The sequence below is a fragment of the Methylobacterium sp. E-012 genome (assembly GCF_057836545.1).
The window spans coordinates 1-19,061 of the sequence record NZ_JBYQEY010000001.1 but is presented as its reverse complement, the minus strand read 5'-3'; the positions used below and the strand labels follow the sequence as shown (position 1 = coordinate 19,061).

The 19,061-nt window shown below is 56.9% G+C and carries 14 protein-coding genes; 10 read left to right on the top strand and 4 right to left on the bottom strand.

The annotated features are described in order from the left end of the window. Nucleotides 1-65: 65 nt before the first annotated feature. The gene (locus tag AC3IF1_RS00070) at nt 66-1,466 is read right to left on the bottom strand and encodes a hypothetical protein (protein WP_489214892.1); all 1,401 of its coding nucleotides are present in this window, start codon (nt 1,464-1,466) and stop codon (nt 66-68) included. Between the two features lie 1,102 nt (nt 1,467-2,568). On the opposite strand from AC3IF1_RS00070, the gene AC3IF1_RS00065 reads away from it, so the two are divergent. Further along, nucleotides 2,569-3,375, top strand: a complete 807-nt coding sequence (locus AC3IF1_RS00065; protein WP_489214890.1) for a phytanoyl-CoA dioxygenase family protein — start codon at nt 2,569-2,571, stop codon at nt 3,373-3,375. Nucleotides 3,376-3,531: 156 nt separating this feature from the next. Here AC3IF1_RS00065 and AC3IF1_RS00060 read toward each other — a convergent pair whose 3' ends face one another. The 3 genes from AC3IF1_RS00060 to AC3IF1_RS00050 all read right to left on the bottom strand — a co-directional run bounded on the left by AC3IF1_RS00060 (nt 3,532) and on the right by AC3IF1_RS00050 (nt 7,040). Further along, a complete protein-coding gene (locus tag AC3IF1_RS00060; RefSeq protein ID WP_489214888.1) occupies nt 3,532-3,834 on the bottom strand; it encodes a hypothetical protein in 303 nt (100 codons plus the stop codon). A gap of 42 nt (nt 3,835-3,876) precedes the next feature. After that, nucleotides 3,877-4,746 carry a glycosyltransferase family 8 protein gene (locus tag AC3IF1_RS00055; protein WP_489214886.1) on the bottom strand — a complete coding sequence of 290 codons (870 nt, stop codon included), beginning with the start codon at nt 4,744-4,746 and terminating at the stop codon, nt 3,877-3,879. Nucleotides 4,747-5,360: 614 nt separating this feature from the next. Continuing rightward, nucleotides 5,361-7,040: a GumC family protein gene (locus tag AC3IF1_RS00050; RefSeq protein ID WP_489214884.1), complete on the bottom strand. Its 1,680-nt coding sequence runs from the start codon at nt 7,038-7,040 to the stop codon at nt 5,361-5,363. A 1,001-nt stretch (nt 7,041-8,041) separates the two neighbouring features. On the opposite strand from AC3IF1_RS00050, the gene AC3IF1_RS00045 reads away from it, so the two are divergent. The 9 genes from AC3IF1_RS00045 to AC3IF1_RS00005 form a co-directional block, all read left to right on the top strand. Continuing rightward, entirely contained in the window at nt 8,042-8,770 is a 729-nt protein-coding gene (locus AC3IF1_RS00045) for a sugar transferase (protein WP_489214882.1), read from the top strand. Nucleotides 8,771-8,858: 88 nt separating this feature from the next. Continuing rightward, on the top strand, nt 8,859-9,089 hold the full coding sequence (locus tag AC3IF1_RS00040; protein ID WP_243965135.1) for a hypothetical protein: 231 nt from the start codon (nt 8,859-8,861) through the stop codon (nt 9,087-9,089). 108 nt (nt 9,090-9,197) lie between these two features. Further along, a complete protein-coding gene (locus tag AC3IF1_RS00035) occupies nt 9,198-9,383 on the top strand; it encodes a hypothetical protein (RefSeq protein ID WP_489214880.1) in 186 nt (61 codons plus the stop codon). A 1,481-nt stretch (nt 9,384-10,864) separates the two neighbouring features. After that, nucleotides 10,865-11,656, top strand: coding sequence for a sugar transferase (locus tag AC3IF1_RS00030; RefSeq protein ID WP_489214878.1), 792 nt, complete (start codon nt 10,865-10,867; stop codon nt 11,654-11,656). Nucleotides 11,657-12,568: 912 nt separating this feature from the next. After that, nucleotides 12,569-13,018 carry a hypothetical protein gene (locus AC3IF1_RS00025; RefSeq protein ID WP_489214876.1) on the top strand — a complete coding sequence of 150 codons (450 nt, stop codon included), beginning with the start codon at nt 12,569-12,571 and terminating at the stop codon, nt 13,016-13,018. A gap of 109 nt (nt 13,019-13,127) precedes the next feature. Further along, the gene (locus tag AC3IF1_RS00020) at nt 13,128-14,411 is read left to right on the top strand and encodes a hypothetical protein (RefSeq protein WP_489214874.1); all 1,284 of its coding nucleotides are present in this window, start codon (nt 13,128-13,130) and stop codon (nt 14,409-14,411) included. Nucleotides 14,412-14,444: 33 nt separating this feature from the next. Beyond that, nucleotides 14,445-15,613 (top strand): IS3 family transposase gene (locus AC3IF1_RS00015; protein WP_489220288.1). Its coding sequence is split into 2 segments (ribosomal slippage): nt 14,445-14,709 and nt 14,709-15,613, totalling 1,170 coding nucleotides; the frame shifts between segments, so codons are not numbered across the junction. Nucleotides 15,614-15,796: 183 nt separating this feature from the next. Further along, complete coding sequence (locus AC3IF1_RS00010) at nt 15,797-17,998, top strand: GmrSD restriction endonuclease domain-containing protein (protein WP_489214872.1); 2,202 nt, start codon at nt 15,797-15,799, stop codon at nt 17,996-17,998. Between the two features lie 687 nt (nt 17,999-18,685). Continuing rightward, the coding region (locus AC3IF1_RS00005; RefSeq protein ID WP_489214870.1) for a DUF3768 domain-containing protein at nt 18,686-19,061 on the top strand (376 nt) is incomplete at its 3' end.

Below are 19,061 nucleotides of genomic sequence, written 5' to 3'. Positions count from 1 at the left end.
TCATGGCTCGACCGCCGCCGCTCCCGCGCGGAATTCGGATCGGTTCGAAAACCCGAGTGCCCCGGTCATTCCCCCCGGAACTTGATGAGAATCGGATGTCCCTCCAACGCGACGGTCACCGATTGGGCCTTGCCAAGCGTCTGAATGGGCTCGGCGGCCTTGGTCGGATCGATGATGTCCACCTTCAAGAAGGCGCGGTCGCTCTCGACCGTGACATCCACCGCCGGGACGGGCACGGGCACGTTCTTCTCGCTATCCCAGATCTTCCGCTCGTCCCACACGATCAGGGTCGAGGACGTGCCGTCTCCGGTCACGAGGAGGCTCTTGACCTTCAGGTCACCGGACGACAGCGTGAGAGACGGCGCTTGCCCCTTGGCTGATGAGGTTTCCCGATCCCCGGTCGAGACCGTGTTGATCAGATTGCGGATCGCGGAGGCGGCGGGTTTGGGCCGATATCCGATATCGAACAAGCCGAAGTGCTTCTCCATTTCACTCGAAGACGGATCGGGATAGGCATCGAGCAACTGATACAGATAGATTTTTACGATACCACTATCGATGGCATCCAGGATCAGATTGAGCGACAGACTCGCCTGCGTCGCCTCGTCCACGCCGCCCCATGTGCCCTTCCCCGGCAACGTATAATAGCCGACCTCCGTGATCGCGGCCGAGCTGCCGTGATCCAGATCACGCAGATGCTCGACGATGGTTCGGACAGCCGCTTCCGGCTGCTCACCCTTCGGCGGATAGGTGTGCGCATTGTACACATCGAACTTGCCGATCAGCTCCGGCCAGGAGGTGAGATTATAAACCGGTCGTGTGTCGAGACGCGGACTGTTCTTGACGGCCTTGTAGAGAGCATCCTGGTACGCAACAGCCGCTTTCGGCCCCGTCTCGCCGTTGTATGTCACCGGCCAATTGTTGACCTCGTTCGGGCCCTCGATCGCCGTGATCGTATCCGGATGCGCCTCCGCAAAAGTCTCAAGCATCGATAACGTTTTCGCCAGCGGCAGATTTGGCGATACGACAAAGTCGAACTTGAAACCGGCATCCGCAAATTTGTCGAAGTGGTATCCGCCACCGCCCGGAAGCGATCGATCCGGCACCGAATCTCTGAGATTGCTGATGCCAACAAATTTCAATGCGTCAATCACCTTATCGACGTTTGCATAACCCCCATCTGTGTAGTGTATATGTGTATTGACGCCGATCCGGTCGAGGAAATCACGACTCTCGATTGCTTGGATCTGATTCGCGACGAGCTGCCCTGTCGTCGTACCCGCAGTCGTGTTCTGAGCCAGCACGGAAGCCTGATCATGCAGCGTCCGCTGTGCGACGACGGCACCGCCCATCCCAAGGACCGACGTGCCGACGATGACGGATGTCCACAAGCGTGATCGCATGATTGTGCTCAAAAACCTCAGATAATCACCAGGAGCCATAATACGCCAGTGAACATCGGTCAAATAGCAATCACCAAAAGTAGTAAGCAGCTAATACGCAGCAACGCCGCCTGCGCCGATCAACACCAGGATTCCTTTTCGACAGGCTTGGCCTTGCGCGGTTCGACCCGAGTATTATTCGACGCGACCCTATGCAAAATCTCGGATGGGTGATCCATCGATGCGCGGGCGGCGCATGAGAATCCCCCCTCGCGGTCCTCCCGACGCGACGGGTCGAAACAATACGAACCCTGCCGCGCCCTCGGGCCGGGATCCGGTCCGAACTCTCAAAGAAATGCAGAGCGTGCAATATAGTTTTAAAAATCTAAAGCGGAGAGACAATATTAAATCGCAATGATGTGCCATGAGATGAAATGATACACGGGATATTGCCGATAATAGCTAAAGAGGGACCGGAACCCCACTGGCCTTCGAAATCAAATCGAAAACGATACGGCTTTCGACCGCAAATTTATTTTCGAAGCGCGATGCGACAAGGCATCTTCGACTTCAGGACCAGGGTCTTATGAACGAAGCATGGTTTAGCCGGGGAGGAGACAATCCATACCCGACTGACCGATCCAGTGAACAAGATCTACGACGATCGATATACGAGCCTGCACCGAGCGAACCACAGCATTGCCGTATTTCATGACGGTACTCGCGAAGACAACAGGATCAATCGAATCCTCAAACCCCAAACGACTCCGCGATGGGGGAGATCCCGCACCTCAATATCCTTCTAAGATGCCAGAATGGAGTATAATACCTTTGAATTCGCCGCCTATAAATTAAAATTCTCGCGATGGACCGGAAATACGAATTGCTTGACAAGGGTCGAATATTTGGTGCTAACAATAACCGCATTCAAGATTCGAGGTCTAAATCTGCGTTCAATGAATAAACATAAAGCGCCTCGCCTATTGCTATCAGGCATAGGGATTGCATGAGGAGCGGGCACACAAGAGGGTTTGGCAAGATGTACGTCTTGAAGCGTGTCCGTCGAAAATTCGAAAGTACTGCTCGGAACGCGTTGCACGGATTTTTGTCAACTAAATTGGCAACACAGAGAATAGAACGTTACTATAGTTCGCTCCGCGCCACGCACCAGTCACGGACCGACTCCTTGGATGAGACGGAGCGGAAGATTGTAACGTCCCTGTGCGAGGATGGAATTTATCAAGCCCACCTCGATGATCTGAACCTCGACGGCGTCGTGCCGATGCTGGAGCAGGCGCAGAACGTGTGTCGGGATATCGAGTTGCAGCTTGCCGAAGCCTCCGCCCATCACAATGATCCGTATCTGATTCAGGCCAGCAAACGCGAACTGGCGAATCGGCCTGCGATCTATTTATTCGGACTCAATGAAAAGCTTTTGCAAATTGTCGAGGGCTATCTCGGGCTGCCGGTCGCGTTCGGAGGGTTCAATCTATTTTACACATTGGCGGATGGTCGAGAACGCGGCGCTCGTGTTTGGCATCTCGACGGAGAAGACGAGAGCATTGTCAAAATTGCGATATATTTGAATGATGTCGACATGGACGGCGGCCCATTTGAAATGGTCCGCAATCGAATTTTCAAAGGTGGGCGCCCATACAAACGCCCGGTGAGACACGACAAGCTTGAAAGGATCGTGGGGAAACCCATCGAAGCGAGTGACATCGTAACATGCGTTGGTCGGAGCGGAAGCGTCATTTTCTGCGACACCGCGCGCTATTATCATCGCGGCCGACCCGCGACCGGCAAGAACCGCGCGGCGATCTTTTTCAATTATTATCCCCGGCCGCCCCGGCGGCCCTATTTTTGCGGAAATCCGATCGTCGCACTTCAAGATTACAAGATGTCAGACCAAAATCTCAGTCATTACCAAATCCAAAGCGCGCTCTGGCGTGAACATCTTCCCGCTGTTGCGAAGTATGTTCTTCCCCGTTGATCGGGATCTAAAGATTCCTCGCCCGCCTACGGAACGAAAATCTGGACGTCGATGTTGCTGCGATCGATCCCGAGCAGTGGGCCAGACCACCGTTAGGCAGGGTTCCGCCCGTCTCCAACGAACTTCTCATCCGAGACGAACCGGCGTCCCATACGCTCAATTGCGGCACCGCACGGCACCGACAGTTGTCACGGAAGTGCCGCTTCCGAGATTGAGCGTCACCGAAATCGCGCGCCCACCTTTGGTCCACGCGCCGATATTCTGGGTCGTCGTGAAAGTCTGACGCCAGCCCTTCGATCTTAGCTTGGCGGCAGCCGTGTCGTAATCGATGCCGGATTTTATCCTGAGGCCACCGATCAGGTCGGCGCAACTCGGCTCGTCATCCTTGGCAAAAGCGCGCGAGATCGACAAGACGGTGACGACGAGGAGCAGCGTCGCCCTGGCATATCGTGCAGCCATATCCCTGAACTCGCTCTTAGAACACATGGACAACATGTCGGCTCAGGTCCGAACGAGCGATCGAAATTTTCTGGTCACGCGCCGCCACTGAAAATCCGGGAATTTTGATCGCCAGGGTGAATGCCGTTTCTCGGCAGCATAGGGCTTACCCTTCAGCGGGTTGGTCAAGTGATAACCGAGGTGCCAGGGCTTGAAACCGCCGACGTAGTGTAGGATCGCGGCATGGTCGCGCAAATGACCCTCGTCCTCCCGTCGCGGATGATCGATCATCATGTTCCATTTTTCGGGCACCTCAGTCAGGCGCGCGCTAAGAACCGCATTCAACGTGTCTTGATCGGCATGCTTGATGTCGGGCCGCGACGATACGAAGTCACAGAGCCGCGCTTCGGTATTTTCCGCGCGCCAGGCGTCAACATTTATGAGCAGAACACCAGAATTGAAGTAGATTTGATCTGGGGACAAGCCCAAGGACGATTTTAGATTTGTGTCGGGGTCCAGCCACGGGTCTCGGACGGCACCGAGCACGTCGACATCAGCCCCCAGTTCCCACAATTCTGTTAAATCTCGCCTGCAAACCACATCACAGTCCAGGTAGATGATCCGATGCACTGACGTAGGCAGTAGGTCGGCAAACAGTAGGCGTGAATAAGCCGCCCTGCTCAGATGATTCGCCATACGCAATGCTTTGGGAAGATTCGTGAGCTTCGATGAAATTTCGTAGCTTGAAAAATCATTTCCGTGCTCGCGAGCGATCATTCGGCATTTTACGATGTCGCGTGGATGAACTCCGTCTGAAAGAAGATGGAAATGGATCTTCGCGTCTCGCGTTACCGACATCGCGGATTGCATGACGATGCCGGCATAGGAGCCGTAGTTCCGATCGGCCGCACACATCACGTTGATCGGGGTCATGTGTGGTGCCGGGACTGATATAGGCACTGGCCTTAATCTCTCGCAAGTTGACAAATGGAAAGCTGAACATAACTAGTGCACTGGAGGACAAAGTCCACTCCGATTATAGATAAAAGGATGTCGGAAAGCCATTAGTACGGCAAAATCACGAATGAGTGGGCATAATATTAGATCAGTATTGCGAACCGCATTATGTCTATAGCCTGTGTCGTCTTTCTCTTTGCCAACAATCCGGAACTCAAAGATTTCCAATAAAATCGCTTCTATTGATTCGATCAATTGACAGATTTGCAGATTTATTGCTGCCAGAGATCAATCTCGATGCTTTTTAGATGTAGCACACCTCCTATCGGCGAGCCGGAGCCGTAAGACTCTATTGCTGCCCCAGGAGCGCCTTAGGCAGGCCATATAATCGATGCTGCTGCGGAGCATGGATCGTGAAGACGTTAAGTCGTCCGGAGGCCGTTGATCTGATTCTGATTGGCACTGCGAACATCGTGCGGATGCCCGCAAAACCTCATCCCGAAGGCGTAACCGGCACTCAGAGGGCGCCGGGGCACGTGTGCAGGAAAGCGGCTCTGCCAGCTTTAAGGCGGCAGGTCTCGCTTGGTGGCTCAGGCTTTCGACTCGTCTAAGACGACGCCGAGCAGGAGTGTCCCGCTCGCCCGGATGAACTCTGCCGCTTCAGCGACACTCTCTTTGGGCGATTTGCCAAGATGCGCGACCAAGATGACCGCGTCCGTATGCGCCAGCAACGACAGCGACGGTGGCATCACTGCAAGGCTGGGAAGACACACGATGATGTTGTCGTATACCCCAGCCACGGACGAGAAAATAAGCTTCTCAGACATGGTGCCGAAGGTCGAACCCGCATCGATGGGCGTTTCCAATTGAATGATCGACAGGTTCGAAGATACCTGCACAATGCGACTCCGATCATCGACCGCTTCGTCGTGCTCGGCTTGAACCGGCGGGTTGAAGCCTGATGCATAGGCGAGGGCCGACAGGGGATTCGCTCTGGATAGGCTTGCATCCACGATCAAGGTTTTCTTACCCGACAGAGCAAGCGCATTCGCCAACTGCTTCGTGAGGACCGCGGAAGCATCCCCCTCTGAAACAGCGAGAATACCGATATTGCGACACGAACTCTGCAGATGCGCGCTTTCGATCGCAACCATGACCCTGTTCAGGAAGAACTTTGTTCGCGTCTCGATTTTCAGGTGGGCCTTATTCCGGAGCGCACGCCTGGCCCCCTTGGCGAGGTTTGCTTTTCCAAAGCAGAGGCAATCCAGTTCGTCCTCCACCTGAGACGGCGATCGTACCGAGGTGTCCAGCGAGTCGAGAAGGGCAGCAACACTGATTCCGAACAACGCGCCGCCGAGTAGGGCGACGGCGATGACAAGCTTCGGATTGGGGAAGATGCGTGCTAATTCGGGGCTGGCAGAAGACACGATATTCGCATCGGCGACGAGAAACGAGGTCGATTGGACATTCTCGGTTAGCTTTTCCAGAGCAGACTCATACATCTTTCTGTACGTAGTCGTTGCACTGTCGAGCTGCGAGAGCGTGACCTCGGCATCCAATTGCCCAGTGGCTTGTGATTGGCCGCTGACGCCAGTTCGGAAATCTTGGGCGTCGTGCGCAGCCTTGTGCAACTGCGTTTGCAACTGTTGCACCCGGTGCTCCAACCACTCGCGTGAGCGGGTTGCGTCTTCGACCTTCCTCGCGAGCTGATTTTTGATATACGCTTCGCACAGTGCATTCACGATTTTCGAAGCTTTGCTCGAGCTCTGCGAGCGGAACGAAACTTGGATGATGTATGATTGGGAAACGCGTTTCACATCCAAGCGGCTGGCAAAACGGCCGACGACCCCGTAAAGCTGCTTGTTGCTAGCTGATGTTGCGTCGGCCCGGTTCGGCAACGCCAGTTCGTCGTCGGAATCGAGTTTCAGATCCTGAACGACCGGCAGAATCGTGCTGTACGACCGCATAATCTCGATCTGGCTCTCAACCTGGGAGTTGTTGAGCGTGAGATCGATGAGGCCCGAATCCTGTTTCAGGAGCTGCTGCGGCTGTGGCGGGTTGATAAGTATCTGCGCAGACGCCACAAAGTCCGGAGGCGAGAGATGCACGTATATGAATGCTAGAAGCGCGAAAAGAATGGCGCTTCCGCCAATAACGCGCGCCCATTTCAGCAGAAAATCAAATAAATCCTCCAGGCCAGTATGCCGTCGATCGCGGCTTCTGCTCTCCTGTAGTGGATCGGATTTGAAGATTTGTGTCTTGTCTAGCATCCGACTCGGTCCAGTGAGCGATTAAAGCAAATTGTGCGAGCACTCATATCTCTAGTATCGGATCTTCGCGATTTATCGGCCACAGATCATCCTGAAGGCACATGTTTCCGGAACAGCAAGGTCACCAGCGGATCGGATTTTTGGATTAATATTGACACATTACTATAAAGATTGTGTTGTAAAAGCCAGTATAGCCAATTTTATGGTGCATAGCAACCAGGGCGGTCTTTGGGGGCGGTTCGCGCTGTCGGTCACAGATATCGGCGGTTGCGGAGGTGGCGTGGTCCGCCCGGTTCGCGATGCTATTGAATAAGCCGACGCTGTATCGGTCCCCGCGCCGCAGTGCCTGACCAGGTGCGTCCGCTTTTGGGGTTGTGCTCGGCCGTGAGTCATCGGTGGCGATTGGTATGCGATGCATCGAGTCCATGGGTCTCGGAGGCGACGCGGTGGCGTCAACTCGGCAAATCGCGCCGCCTTGTGACGGGCTATCTCGCATCTGCTCACACGTCCACGGCGCAACGACATCATAGCGTCGGCGTCGTTCTCGATGCTGGTGTAAGATGACGTTCATCCAGCTAGCCATCGATCGTGAATTAAAATCGGACTGTATTTTCTAAAAAATAATCAAATCCCCATGCCCCAAGAGCTCTGGGGTCGGGATAGATGCTTCTTGCGATAGTAATTTTTCCAATGTGTCCGACGTATGCGAATAAAACCGATCCATCTACGTAGTTTCTGCCGCGCCGTGTATTTGACTTGCCGGTCCTGTGTCCGCGATTGTCTTGGGCCGATGGCCTCACTTTTGGCCCTTCTTGACCTCAATTCTAAGGTCAAAAGCTTTGACGACCTGCTTGTCAAAACAAGTTTTGGTCGCTACAAACCGCCTTAATAACCAATCATTAACGTTCGCCATTGGGCTCGCCAAAGGAGCTGAGACCATGCTGACTCGTGCCGAGCCTGCCGCGTCCGCCGACTTTGTTGCGGCGCACGGACTGGTTGAGATGACGGAGGTCGCCGAGCACGTGACCGGCCATCTGGTCGGGCAGGTGAGCGGGGCCGCCGAGGCCGTGGGCGTCACGGTGCTTCCGGCGACGCCGTTCGTGGCCCGTGGCCTGCGCCTGAACTGGGCGGCCAAGCGCGCGCTGGACGTGGGCGTGGCCGCCACCGCCCTGTTCCTGCTGCTGCCGCTTCTCCTGCTCATCGCCGGCCTTGTCTGGGCCGGGGACGGGCGCGCGCCGATCTTCCGTCACATGCGCCTGGGCCGGGACGGGCGCGGCTTCGGCTGCCTGAAGTTCCGCTCGATGGTCACCGACGGCGAGGCGGTGCTGGCCGCCCATCTGGCGACCGACCCGCAGGCGCGGGCCGAGTGGGCCGAGACCCACAAGCTCACCAACGATCCGCGGATCACGCCGATCGGCCAGGTGCTGCGCAAGACCTCTCTGGACGAGCTGCCGCAGCTGTGGAACGTGCTCCGCGGCGAGATGAGCCTTGTCGGTCCGCGCCCGATCGTGCCGGCCGAGGTCGCCCGCTACGGCCGGGCGTTTCCGACCTGCTTTGCCGTCCCGCCCGGGGTGACCGGGCTGTGGCAGGTGTCGGGGCGCTCGGACACGAGCTACGCTGAGCGCGTTGCGCTCGACCTGGACTACGCCAGCCGTTGGAGCCTGCGCCGGGATCTGGCGATCATGCTGCGCACCGTCCCGGCGGTGCTGGCCCAGCGCGGCAGCCGCTGAGACACGCGCGTCGCGGAATCAGCCGCAATGGCGCGGGGGGCGGGATCGGTTTACCACCTGACCCGGGCTTGGACGGGGACGGGCTGCGATGAAGGGTCTGCTGCTGAACGCGCTGCTCGGGCTGGGTCTGGGGCGGTTCGGCTCGGTGTGGTGGCTCCTTGCGTTTCTGCCGGTGGTGGCCACCGAACTGGCCTACGGTGTGTACGTCCATCATCTCAGCGCCGGTGGTGGCATGCGCCGCGGCCTAACCCTGCTCGTTTGCGGTCAGCTCGGCTTCCTGCTCGGCGCCCTCATGAGACCCATGCGCGGCGAAACATGAATCCCACCGGGCTCGCTCATCACATTCACCGATCTCGAAGGCGGTCCGGCTTTCGCGAGCTGTCAGGACAGGTCATTGCGTCTCAACCTGTGTGCGAGGGTTGGGGCCATGGATTCGTCTCAAAACGGTAAGGACAGTTTGAAGCTGTCGGGTCGTCGACGCAGTCTGGGCCAGCGATTGTTCGCGCGCTACGGCACCGTCGCGATCTTGATCACCGTGCTGCTCGTGGTCGTGACCTGGACAGGCTTCCTAGGTTGGATCCTGGTGTTGCTGTTCCAACGGCTCACCGGCTAGAGCGCTCTCCACGGACGTGGGCACCGTTTCGGCGCAAGAGCGCGCGTCACAACAAAGGTTTAGAGCGGTTTGCGATTGCAACGCGCTCGAAAACGGCTCCAGAGGCGGCGCGTCGCATTCGTCCTGCGGTGTTACGGGCGCCGTTCAGAGCCGGTGCCGATACCTACGGCCCGAATTATAGGAAGGTCGGCCAAAGGCCGCTGAGGGCGCATTCCGAGCGCTCTCTAGGATGTCGCAGACAGCCACATTTCAAATCCGGACGCGCGCACGGGATCGGCCTGGCTCCGCCGATGCGAGCAGATGGGCGCCGGCATTGCCATAGATCATCGTGACCGCACCGACGCGGAGAGCGAGATGCATTCATCCTGACCCTCGCTCCCGGGACGTTCGACGTTACCTTCCACGGCGTCATGCCATGTCTCCTAGATCTCGGAGGTTTGGAGGACGGCCGTCGTCCTGCCGTCGGGCGCACTCCCCCGGATCAGTCGGGCTCTTCCAGGTTCGGTATCAGGCTGGGTTAAAACGTGGATCAGGCCTGCGACTGACGCAGGCTCCAATCCAGCGCGAGCGCGTCTCCGACCTCCCTGCATCCCAGCCGACGAAGCGGCGTTCGCATGACCGAAGGCAGACCCGGGTTTCGGAGCGCGGGCCCCGAACTGGAGCTTCGTCCCGAAAGGCGGTCCCCGGCTTTCGGAAAAAACGATGCACAATTAAAAACCTACAGCATCGTGCCGGTTCCGGTATCCGGCACGATGCTGTGGTCCGACAAGGACCCGGGATCGTCCAGGTGCACCCTTCGCAACAGCGATTTCTGAAGTGGCCGTTTTGGCAGTCGTCCGGCCCGATACGACGCAGAATGCCTGAGAAAACGGACCGGCTCGCGATCCCAGCCGATAACGAGGGTGTCGGCTTGCCGAAGCGGGTCGAGCATCCCGAAGGTCGCACCAACGGCGTTCTCCGCGCCCTTCCCGTCGTATGTCCAGGCAAGCTGAGCCGGGGGATCTGACGTCTCGCCCCGTGCCGACCGGTTTTCACGCCGCGCGCGCCGATGGCGTGCCGTTTCGCAGACCGTGTTGCACGGTCGCGCGGCGTTGCAACGGTTTTGGCCCTTCGACCGTTTGGGGTTTGTCGCGGTGCAATAGCGATCGCATCGTACGCACCCGGCCGGCTTTGGCCACCCATGTGATGCGTTCAGGACCCTGCGCGACGCGAGGCTTCGCCGAGTCGTCAAATCCCGGCTGCGCTGATCAGACAGCCGGATAACTAATACGTATCAGTAGAAACTACCGGGCGGGTTTCCGTATCGGTGGCATCAGCGTGTCCGAATCAAGCCTAATGGATGCCCGCCGCCCTAGCGAAACCTGCTCTAATCTATGATTTTTCCCAAAATCGGGGTTGCCGACCCGGAAATATCAGATTATGAGCGGCGCAATAACCAATCATTAACGTTCGCCATTGGGCTCGCCAAAGGAGCTGAGACCATGCTGACTCGTGCCGAGCCTGCCGCGTCCGCCGACTTTGTTGCGGCGCACGGTCTGGTTGAGATGACGGAGGTCGCCGAGCACGTGACCGGCCATCTGGTCGGGCAGGTGAGCGGGGCTGCCGAGGCCGTGGGCGTCACGGTGCTTCCGGCGACGCCGTTCGTGGCCCGTGGCCTGCGCCTGAACTGGGCGGCCAAGCGCGCGCTGGACGTGGGCGTGGCCGCCACCGCGCTGTTCCTGCTGCTGCCGCTTCTCCTGCTCATCGCCGGCCTTGTCTGGGCCGGGGACGGGCGCGCGCCGATCTTCCGCCACATGCGCCTGGGCCGGGACGGGCGCGGCTTCGGCTGCCTGAAGTTCCGCTCGATGGTTACCGACGGCGAGGCGGTGCTGGCCGCGCATCTGGCGACCGACCCGCAGGCGCGAGCCGAGTGGGCCGAGACCCACAAGCTCACCAACGATCCGCGGATCACGCCGATCGGCCAGGTGCTGCGCAAGACCTCTCTGGACGAGCTGCCGCAGCTGTGGAACGTGCTCCGCGGCGAGATGAGCCTTGTCGGTCCGCGCCCGATCGTGCCGGCCGAGGTCGCCCGCTACGGCCGGGCGTTTCCGACCTGCTTTGCCGTCCCGCCCGGGGTGACCGGGCTGTGGCAGGTGTCGGGGCGTTCGGACACGAGCTACGCCGAGCGCGTTGCGCTCGACCTGGACTACGCCAGCCGCTGGAGCCTGCGCCGGGACCTGGCGATCATGCTGCGCACCGTCCCGGCGGTGCTGGCCCAGCGCGGCAGCCGCTGAGGCACGCGCGCCGCGGTTCGATGTGAATGACTCCTGGCGTTCCTAACGGGGAGGCCGATCGATCAGCGCGTCAGGAACTGACATCGATCGCGGCCGGTGGATCGGGAAACGAGTACCATTCCGGATCAGGTGCCGCCGTTGTTCCATTCATACAGCTGCACCATCTGGCGGTTGATGGATCACTCCGTACGTGACAGATGCGCCGAAGGAATGCGTGTCGCATCTCTAACGAAGAAAATGTCTACGCCCCCATTTGGGGTGTAATATAGTACTTTGGATGGGTGTGTTCAAACGCGGCCGCGAGAACGACATTCTCGGACTATATCGACCATATTTCCTGTTTGCCAGTCGTTCGCTTTATTTAGAGAATACACCCTCGGGGCGGTCATCATAGTGAGTGACGCGCAAGTGTATTCTCGTAACGGCGATTCGTCTCTCAAAATGGGTCCGGTGCGGCAAGATACGACCCCATGCGCGGCCGGTTAGTTGAGGGAGCGCTCCCGGTCATTATTTGCAGTCCCTGGCAGCACACAGCTCCTGCATCGTCGAGAAGCACCTTCTTCCGAACAGTGTAGATAAATCGGCCGGGCCCTTAGCGCCGACTGATCGAGCGCGTCGAAATCTTAACCTTTCCTTTGCTTATGATCGAAGCATTGGCCGACTTTTATCTTGCTCCTGCTGATTCGGAGGGATCTTCCCTTGAGCCATCGACGTCCGAAGCAGAACTGATTATTGTAGAGCGGCAAATGGTACGAACCTTGCTAAAAGCCGTAGTGTAAAACCGTCCCCAACATAACCTCAAGTGATCGGCATTGAGTGTTCACATCAAGGGCTTCGCGCTCATCAACCGAAGCGCCCACATGTGAACGCAGGCAGAAGGATCAGAGACTTGCCAGCCCGGAAGATCCATAAATGACGATTAAACGATTGGCCATGAGGCCATCGAATTTACAGATCTGGCTGCAAGATGACAGCCAAGAGCGGCCTGTTCGGCTTATCACTGTACAGAATGGCTTAATATTCTTCCTTATTGTAAGTCTGACGATATGGGCCGCTTGGCAGCGCGGCCCATGGCTGGATGAATTCTGGACGCTATGGCTTTCAAAACACGATCTACCCTTGGCGGAAACGGTGAGAGATCGCTGGCTGATTGACGTTCACCCACCCCTTTTTGTCGCCTTGAATTGGCTCGCCCAGCCGCTGATTGGTGACTCGGTATTAACCCGTCGCCTCGTGAATTTAATTCCATTATTTATAACCGTTCTGTTCGTCATTGCAATTTGCAGAAAATACCCTCGGAGCAAAAATTTTACGACCGTTTTCACGGTTATGGCGATTACATCACCGGTCGATTACATTTGACGCAAGGCAGTCGACTCAAACACAAGCGGGAACGTTCATCGCAGGACCGGGCGGATCATCGGCTATCCAAGTTGGCGCAAATGATCTTCCGTCGGCCATCGATACAATAATGAACATATCTGAAGAAGAGTCACAAAATGGCAAACCGACACCGGATGCTTGCCACGGAATGATGCAACGCGACAAAAAATACATTTCAATAATTGATAGTATAAATCCATCTGAATCGAGAAGTGCCGATCAAGATCAAGTGACCCTAAAGAACTACGAAAGCGACCTAGAATTTCTTAATAAACTCAAGCCTGTTGAGATGTGTCTAAAGGCATATTCCAATCGATACCTTGATTACAGGCTTCTACTAATAGATATCAAACCATTCATTCAGGCCATGAGTGCAATGGTAAATCGCCCTGAAAATATCAACAAGGCGACTATCGTGTCAGGCCTTATGAAAAATTCGATAGGATCGTTGATAAATCAGGCTCAACTGTACATCTCACTCGCTGGAGACAAAAATGAGATTTGCGAACATGCGAAACAAGCGATTGCCTCAGCCGACTTCGCGCCTACGCTGGCAAACAACGCTTTGCCATACAAAACCATTCTTCTTAGCTATGTTTTGAGCGCAGTCGGCTCTTCGGACCGGGCTATATTGGAACTCGCCACTTGGATCGAAATTAATCGTGCCAAAGCGCATCCATGGCATTTGATGCGAGCTCAGATTGAGCTGGCAATTCTACTATCAAACAATCTACCGGACGCAGAAAGGAATCCGTTTTATTATAATTATGTTTCTCATACATTCCCAGCTTATCAGTCACTTCTTGGCAATCCCCAATTAGAGAAATGGTCAAGTGAGTGCAGAACAAAATCGTACTATGAAAGACTGCTAATGTCGAGTTTTACGTCTGCGGCTAATGCATATGTCAAATCAGCCGCAAATTTAGACCGAATATCTCCGGCGATCATAAAGATTTCGAAAAACATCAAGAATGTAGACTTCTCTTGCTTTGGCGATATCCGAGGGTTCAAGGGCGAAGAAATGGGTTGGCAGGCTGCCATCTTGACGAGCCATGCCTCGGCACTGCTTGCGGCGTCATATAGCGATCGAATGTTTGGTAAAGAAGAGGAGGCCGATCAGAAGCGGTATCGTCAGGAGGCGCGGCGTAATCTCGTTGAAGCAATTAGACTTTTGAATGCATATGACCAAGATCAAAAGAGCAAATCCGGCGTTGGCACGTCACCTCAGGCCGAACCTGATTGCGGTGAATCAAAAGTAATCACATCGGATGCTGATGGCGAATTATCAAGCGCGACCAAACGCGCTCAAGAGATACTAGCTCGGCCCAGATGGGGCGATGTGGCCTGCCCCCTGAAAAGTGGTCCTCCCTGAGGTATGGCTTCGCGCCATGTGGAGGATGTTATGATGCGTCGGAAGAAGCATACGGCTGAAGAGATCGTCGCGAAGCTGCGTCAGGTCGATGTTTTGGTCTCGCAGGGCCGCAAGGTCTCCGAAGCAATCCGATCCATCGAGGTGACGGAGGTCACGTACTATCGTTGGCGATCCGAGTACGGCGGCCTGAAGGGTGATCAGGTCAAGCGGCTGAAGTCCTTGGAGACGGAGAACCTGCGCCTGCGTCGGGCGATCTCGGACCTGACGCTGGAGAAGCTCATCCTGAAGGAGGCAGCTTCGGGAAACTTCTGAGCCCGGCTCGCCGCCGGGCTTGCGTCGACTACGTCGTGGCCGAGCATGGCGTGTCGGAACGGTTCGCTTGCCGCGTTCTTGGTCAGCACCGCTCGACACAGCGCAAGCGCGCCGTGGTGGTCGAGGACGAGGCGGCATTGACCGCCGCCATCGTCGCACTGGCTCTCCAGTACGGGCGCTACGGCTACCGTCGGATCACGGCGATGCTCCGCCGCGATGGCTGGACGGTGAACGTGAAGCGGGTCGAACGGATCTGGCGGCTGGAGGGGCTCAAGGTTCCAGCGCGACAGCCGAAGCGAGCCCGCCTCTGGCTCAACGATGGCTCCTGCCTCCGTTTGCGGCCGGAGCGGCCCGGCCACGTCTGGTCTTACGACTTCGTCGAGCACCGCACGCACAATGGGCGCAAGTATCGGATGCTGAACGTGGTCGATGAGTTCACCCGTGAGTGCCTGGCCATCCGTGTGTCCCGTAAGCTGAAGGCGTACGACGTGATCGATGTCCTCTCGGATCTGTTCAGCCTGCGCGGCGTGCCCGAGCATATCCGTTCGGACAATGGCCCGGAGTTCATCGCCAAAGCCGTCCAAGACTGGATCACAGCGGTCGGCTCGAAGACGGCTTACATCGAGCCGGGCAGTCCTTGGGAAAACGGGTACTGCGAGAGCTTCAACGCGAAGCTACGGGATGAACTCCTCAACGGCGAGGTGTTCTACACCCTCAAGGAAGCCAGCGTCGTGATCGAGCGATGGCGGAGGTACTACAACAGCATCCGACCCCACTCGTCACTCGGCTACTGCCCGCCTGCGCCGGAGGTCGTCATCCGGCCACCGGAACCGGGCGGCTCAGTACCGTCCGCTCGCCCCGCCATCGTCACGCGACCGACGATGCACTAACTTCAAACCTGGGCCACCGGATGGGGGCAGGCCAGAGACCACCCCCGACTCGAATAGTAGGTTGGCATCGACAGCATGCGAAACGAGGCTTATGCCTTGCACAGTTCCGCACGTGGTTCGGTAGGGTGCTCAGCTACGATGCCTCTGTTCACAACGACGTCATATCCTCTATCGTCATTGGTCGTGGACATCGAGCACGGCAAAATTGGCCTCCCCGACCTACAACGTCCCTTCGTCTGGCCGAACGTCAACGTCAGGAACCTCTTCGACTCCCTCTACAAGGGTTACCCTGCCGGTTACCTGTTATTTTGGGAAACCGGCATGGACAGCGCCGTCAAGGCGATTGGTGCCGCGGCCGATAGCAAGCCCGCCTCCCTGGCGATCGTCGACGGCCAACAGAGACTGACCTCACTTTACGCGGTGATGAAAGGTAAAGAGGTCTTGCGAGCCGATTTCCGTAAGGAGCGGATCAAGATTGCCTTCGACCCCTTGAAAGAGCGTTTTGATGTCGCAGACGCCTCTACGATCAAGGACAAATCCTACATCCCGGATATCTCGGAGATATGGAAGACGGGCACCGCCCTATATCCTTTTGCGTCCGCCTTCATAAATGATTTGAAGAAATCACGTGAAGTTTCAGAACTAGAGATCAACAAAATACATCAATCGATCAGCGAACTGCATGCGCTTCAATCATATTCGTTTACAACCCTGACTTTGAACGCCTCGGTCGGACCGGACATTGTCGCTGAAGTGTTCGTCCGAATCAATGGTGAAGGCAAGAAGCTAAACCAATCCGACTTCATCATGACCCTCATGTCGGTGTCGTGGGAAGAGGGGCGTGTTGAGTTGGAGACCTTCGCGCGCGCGGCTACCTTGCCGACCCCCGACAGGGCGTCCCCGTTCAATCACTTCATCAAGCCGGCTCCGGATCAGATGCTCCGTGTCAGCGTCGGCCTGGGCTTGAAAAGAGCACGGCTAGAAAACGTCTACGGCGTCCTCCGTGGGCGGGACGCCATGACGGGGGAGGTCGACAAGGAAAAGAGCAAGGCACAATTCGCGATGGTGGCAGAGGCGCAAACCAAAGCCCTAAACCTCACGAACTGGCACTTTTTCCTCGGCGCTCTATCACTCGCAGGCTATCGCCACCAAAATATGATTTCGTCCCAGACGGCGATCATATACAGCTACGTTCTCTTCATGATCGGCATCGTCGACCACAGCATTCCAAAAACAATCATGCGTCAGGCTGTGGCCGAGTTCTTCTTCATGGCCTCAATGACTGGGCGTTATACGAGTTCTCCGGAAACCAGCTTTGAATTCGACATCGCACAGCTGCGCGGTCTTCAATCGGGCGAAGCCTATCTCGCTATGCTCCGTCAAATCTGCGAAACCACACTAACGAATGACTACTGGGAGATCACCCTACCAAACGCGCTGGCCACGGCCGCCTCGCGCAGCCCCTCTCGCTTCGCCTACCAAGCGGCTCTCGTATTGCTGAACGCAAAGGCACTCTACAGTCCCTTGAAGGTCGCGGATATGATCGATCCCGCGGTGAAGGGTCCGAAGGCCGCTTTCGAACAACATCATCTTTTCCCCCGCGGATACCTCAAGAAACAGGGGATCACAGAGATTCGCGAGGTCAATCAGATCGCTAACTTCGCTGTAGTCGAGTGGCCGGATAACCTCGTCATTTCCGACAAAGCCCCCAAGGACTACGCGCCTGCGTTCGACGCGGCCATGAGTGGGCTCGATCGTGATCAGATGCTCAAGTGGCATGCTTTACCTCATGAATGGTGGAGCCTGCCATACGAAGAATTCCTCAAGGCACGCAGGTCGCGAATGGCCGCGCTCATTCGGGAAGCTTACAGCAAGCTTTGCAATCACGGACCGAAGCCGGAAACTCTTGCTATTAACATTCAGGAACTTTTAGCCTCGGGTGAAGGCGACGGCATCGAGTTTAAATCGACATTGAGAACCAATTTACATACCGGTCAATTTGACGAGAAGATGCATCTGGCCTCACTCAAATCCATCGCAGGCTTCATGAACGCTAAAGGCGGGACGCTTCTGATCGGGGTTTCGGACGCCGGGGTTGCCCTCGGACTTGCGGCGGATGGGTTCGAGAATGAAGATAAGATGGGTCAACATTTAATCAGCTTGATCAAGGGGCGGCTCGGCGATGTGTTTCTAACCTACGCGCACGTGCATTTTGAGGACAGCCAGGACAAACGCGTTCTCGTTGTGCGGGCAGATCCGGCTTATAAGCCATGTTTCGTGAAGGACGGAAACACGTCGCGTTTCTATGTCCGGGCCGGCAACACAACGCAGGAGCTGGCCGGCAACTCTCTAACTGATTATGTTCAGCAGCGATTTAAGTCGTGATATAACCGTGTCGCGGCTGGTGCTGAGGTAGCGGCCCTCACGTTGTTAACCGAGCCTAGCGTTTCAGACTAATCCCACTCATCCTGAATCCCGCAGTGACGCAGAGACTGTTCCGAGTTGTTCGTTGACTGTGAAAAAATTTGAATAAGGCCGATGATCGAGTCGCTTCAAATTCGAGCTGGACGGGTAAATGCCGTCGACCAGGCTGAGCTTGGCCATAAGCGTGGGCGATCGGCTCGGCGTTGATCACAACGATCGTAAAACCAACGAACGGCGTTCTGACGTGTTCTGGGGGGCGTTTGGCAGCGTTGTGCTAGAGTTTGAGTGCATCGACGGGGGTTGGGCGACTGCATCCCGGCGCCTGGCCGCCACCCCACACCTACCGCTGCAAAACTCCGTGTAGCTCATGCATCTCGTGTAGGGGCGACGAGAAACCTGCCGTGCACCTCTGACCGAAGCTCTTGGCTTCAAGCCCTGCCGCCGCCGTAACCTTGATTTAATGCTTATATTCCTATATTTGATACGCCTCACCCTCCGTCGATCGCAGGCTTGTAATGCCGCCACCGCCCCTCCGACGAATATCGCCAGCACGGGCAAAAGGTGCCAGGGCCGCAGTCCGTCAAACCTATCTTACCGACATCACGCAGGGGTCCCTCATGGGCCCCTTCTTCGTTTCAGGAGCGCCTCGTGACCATCACGATTCTGAACGCCGCCAGCCACCGATCCGCGCCTTCGAAAGATAGCCCCGCATTGCACGACCCCGCCGAGCGGGTGCGGGCCCTGAACGATGCCTTCCGGCGCAGCTTTGCCGGTGGGCGGGTCGTCGTGACCCCGGCGGTGGTCGAGCTGCAGGAGGCAGACCGAATCACCCTGCTGCTGGCCGTGCAACGCTTCGCCAGCTTCGACGCCGACAACGACCCTGACGGCGAGCACGACTTTGGGGCGGTCGAGGTCGGGAGCGAGAGCTTCTTCTGGAAGATCGACACCTACGACCGGGCGCTACTCGGCCATTCGCCGGATCCGGCCGACCCCGGGGTGACGACCTGCGTGCTCACCATCATGC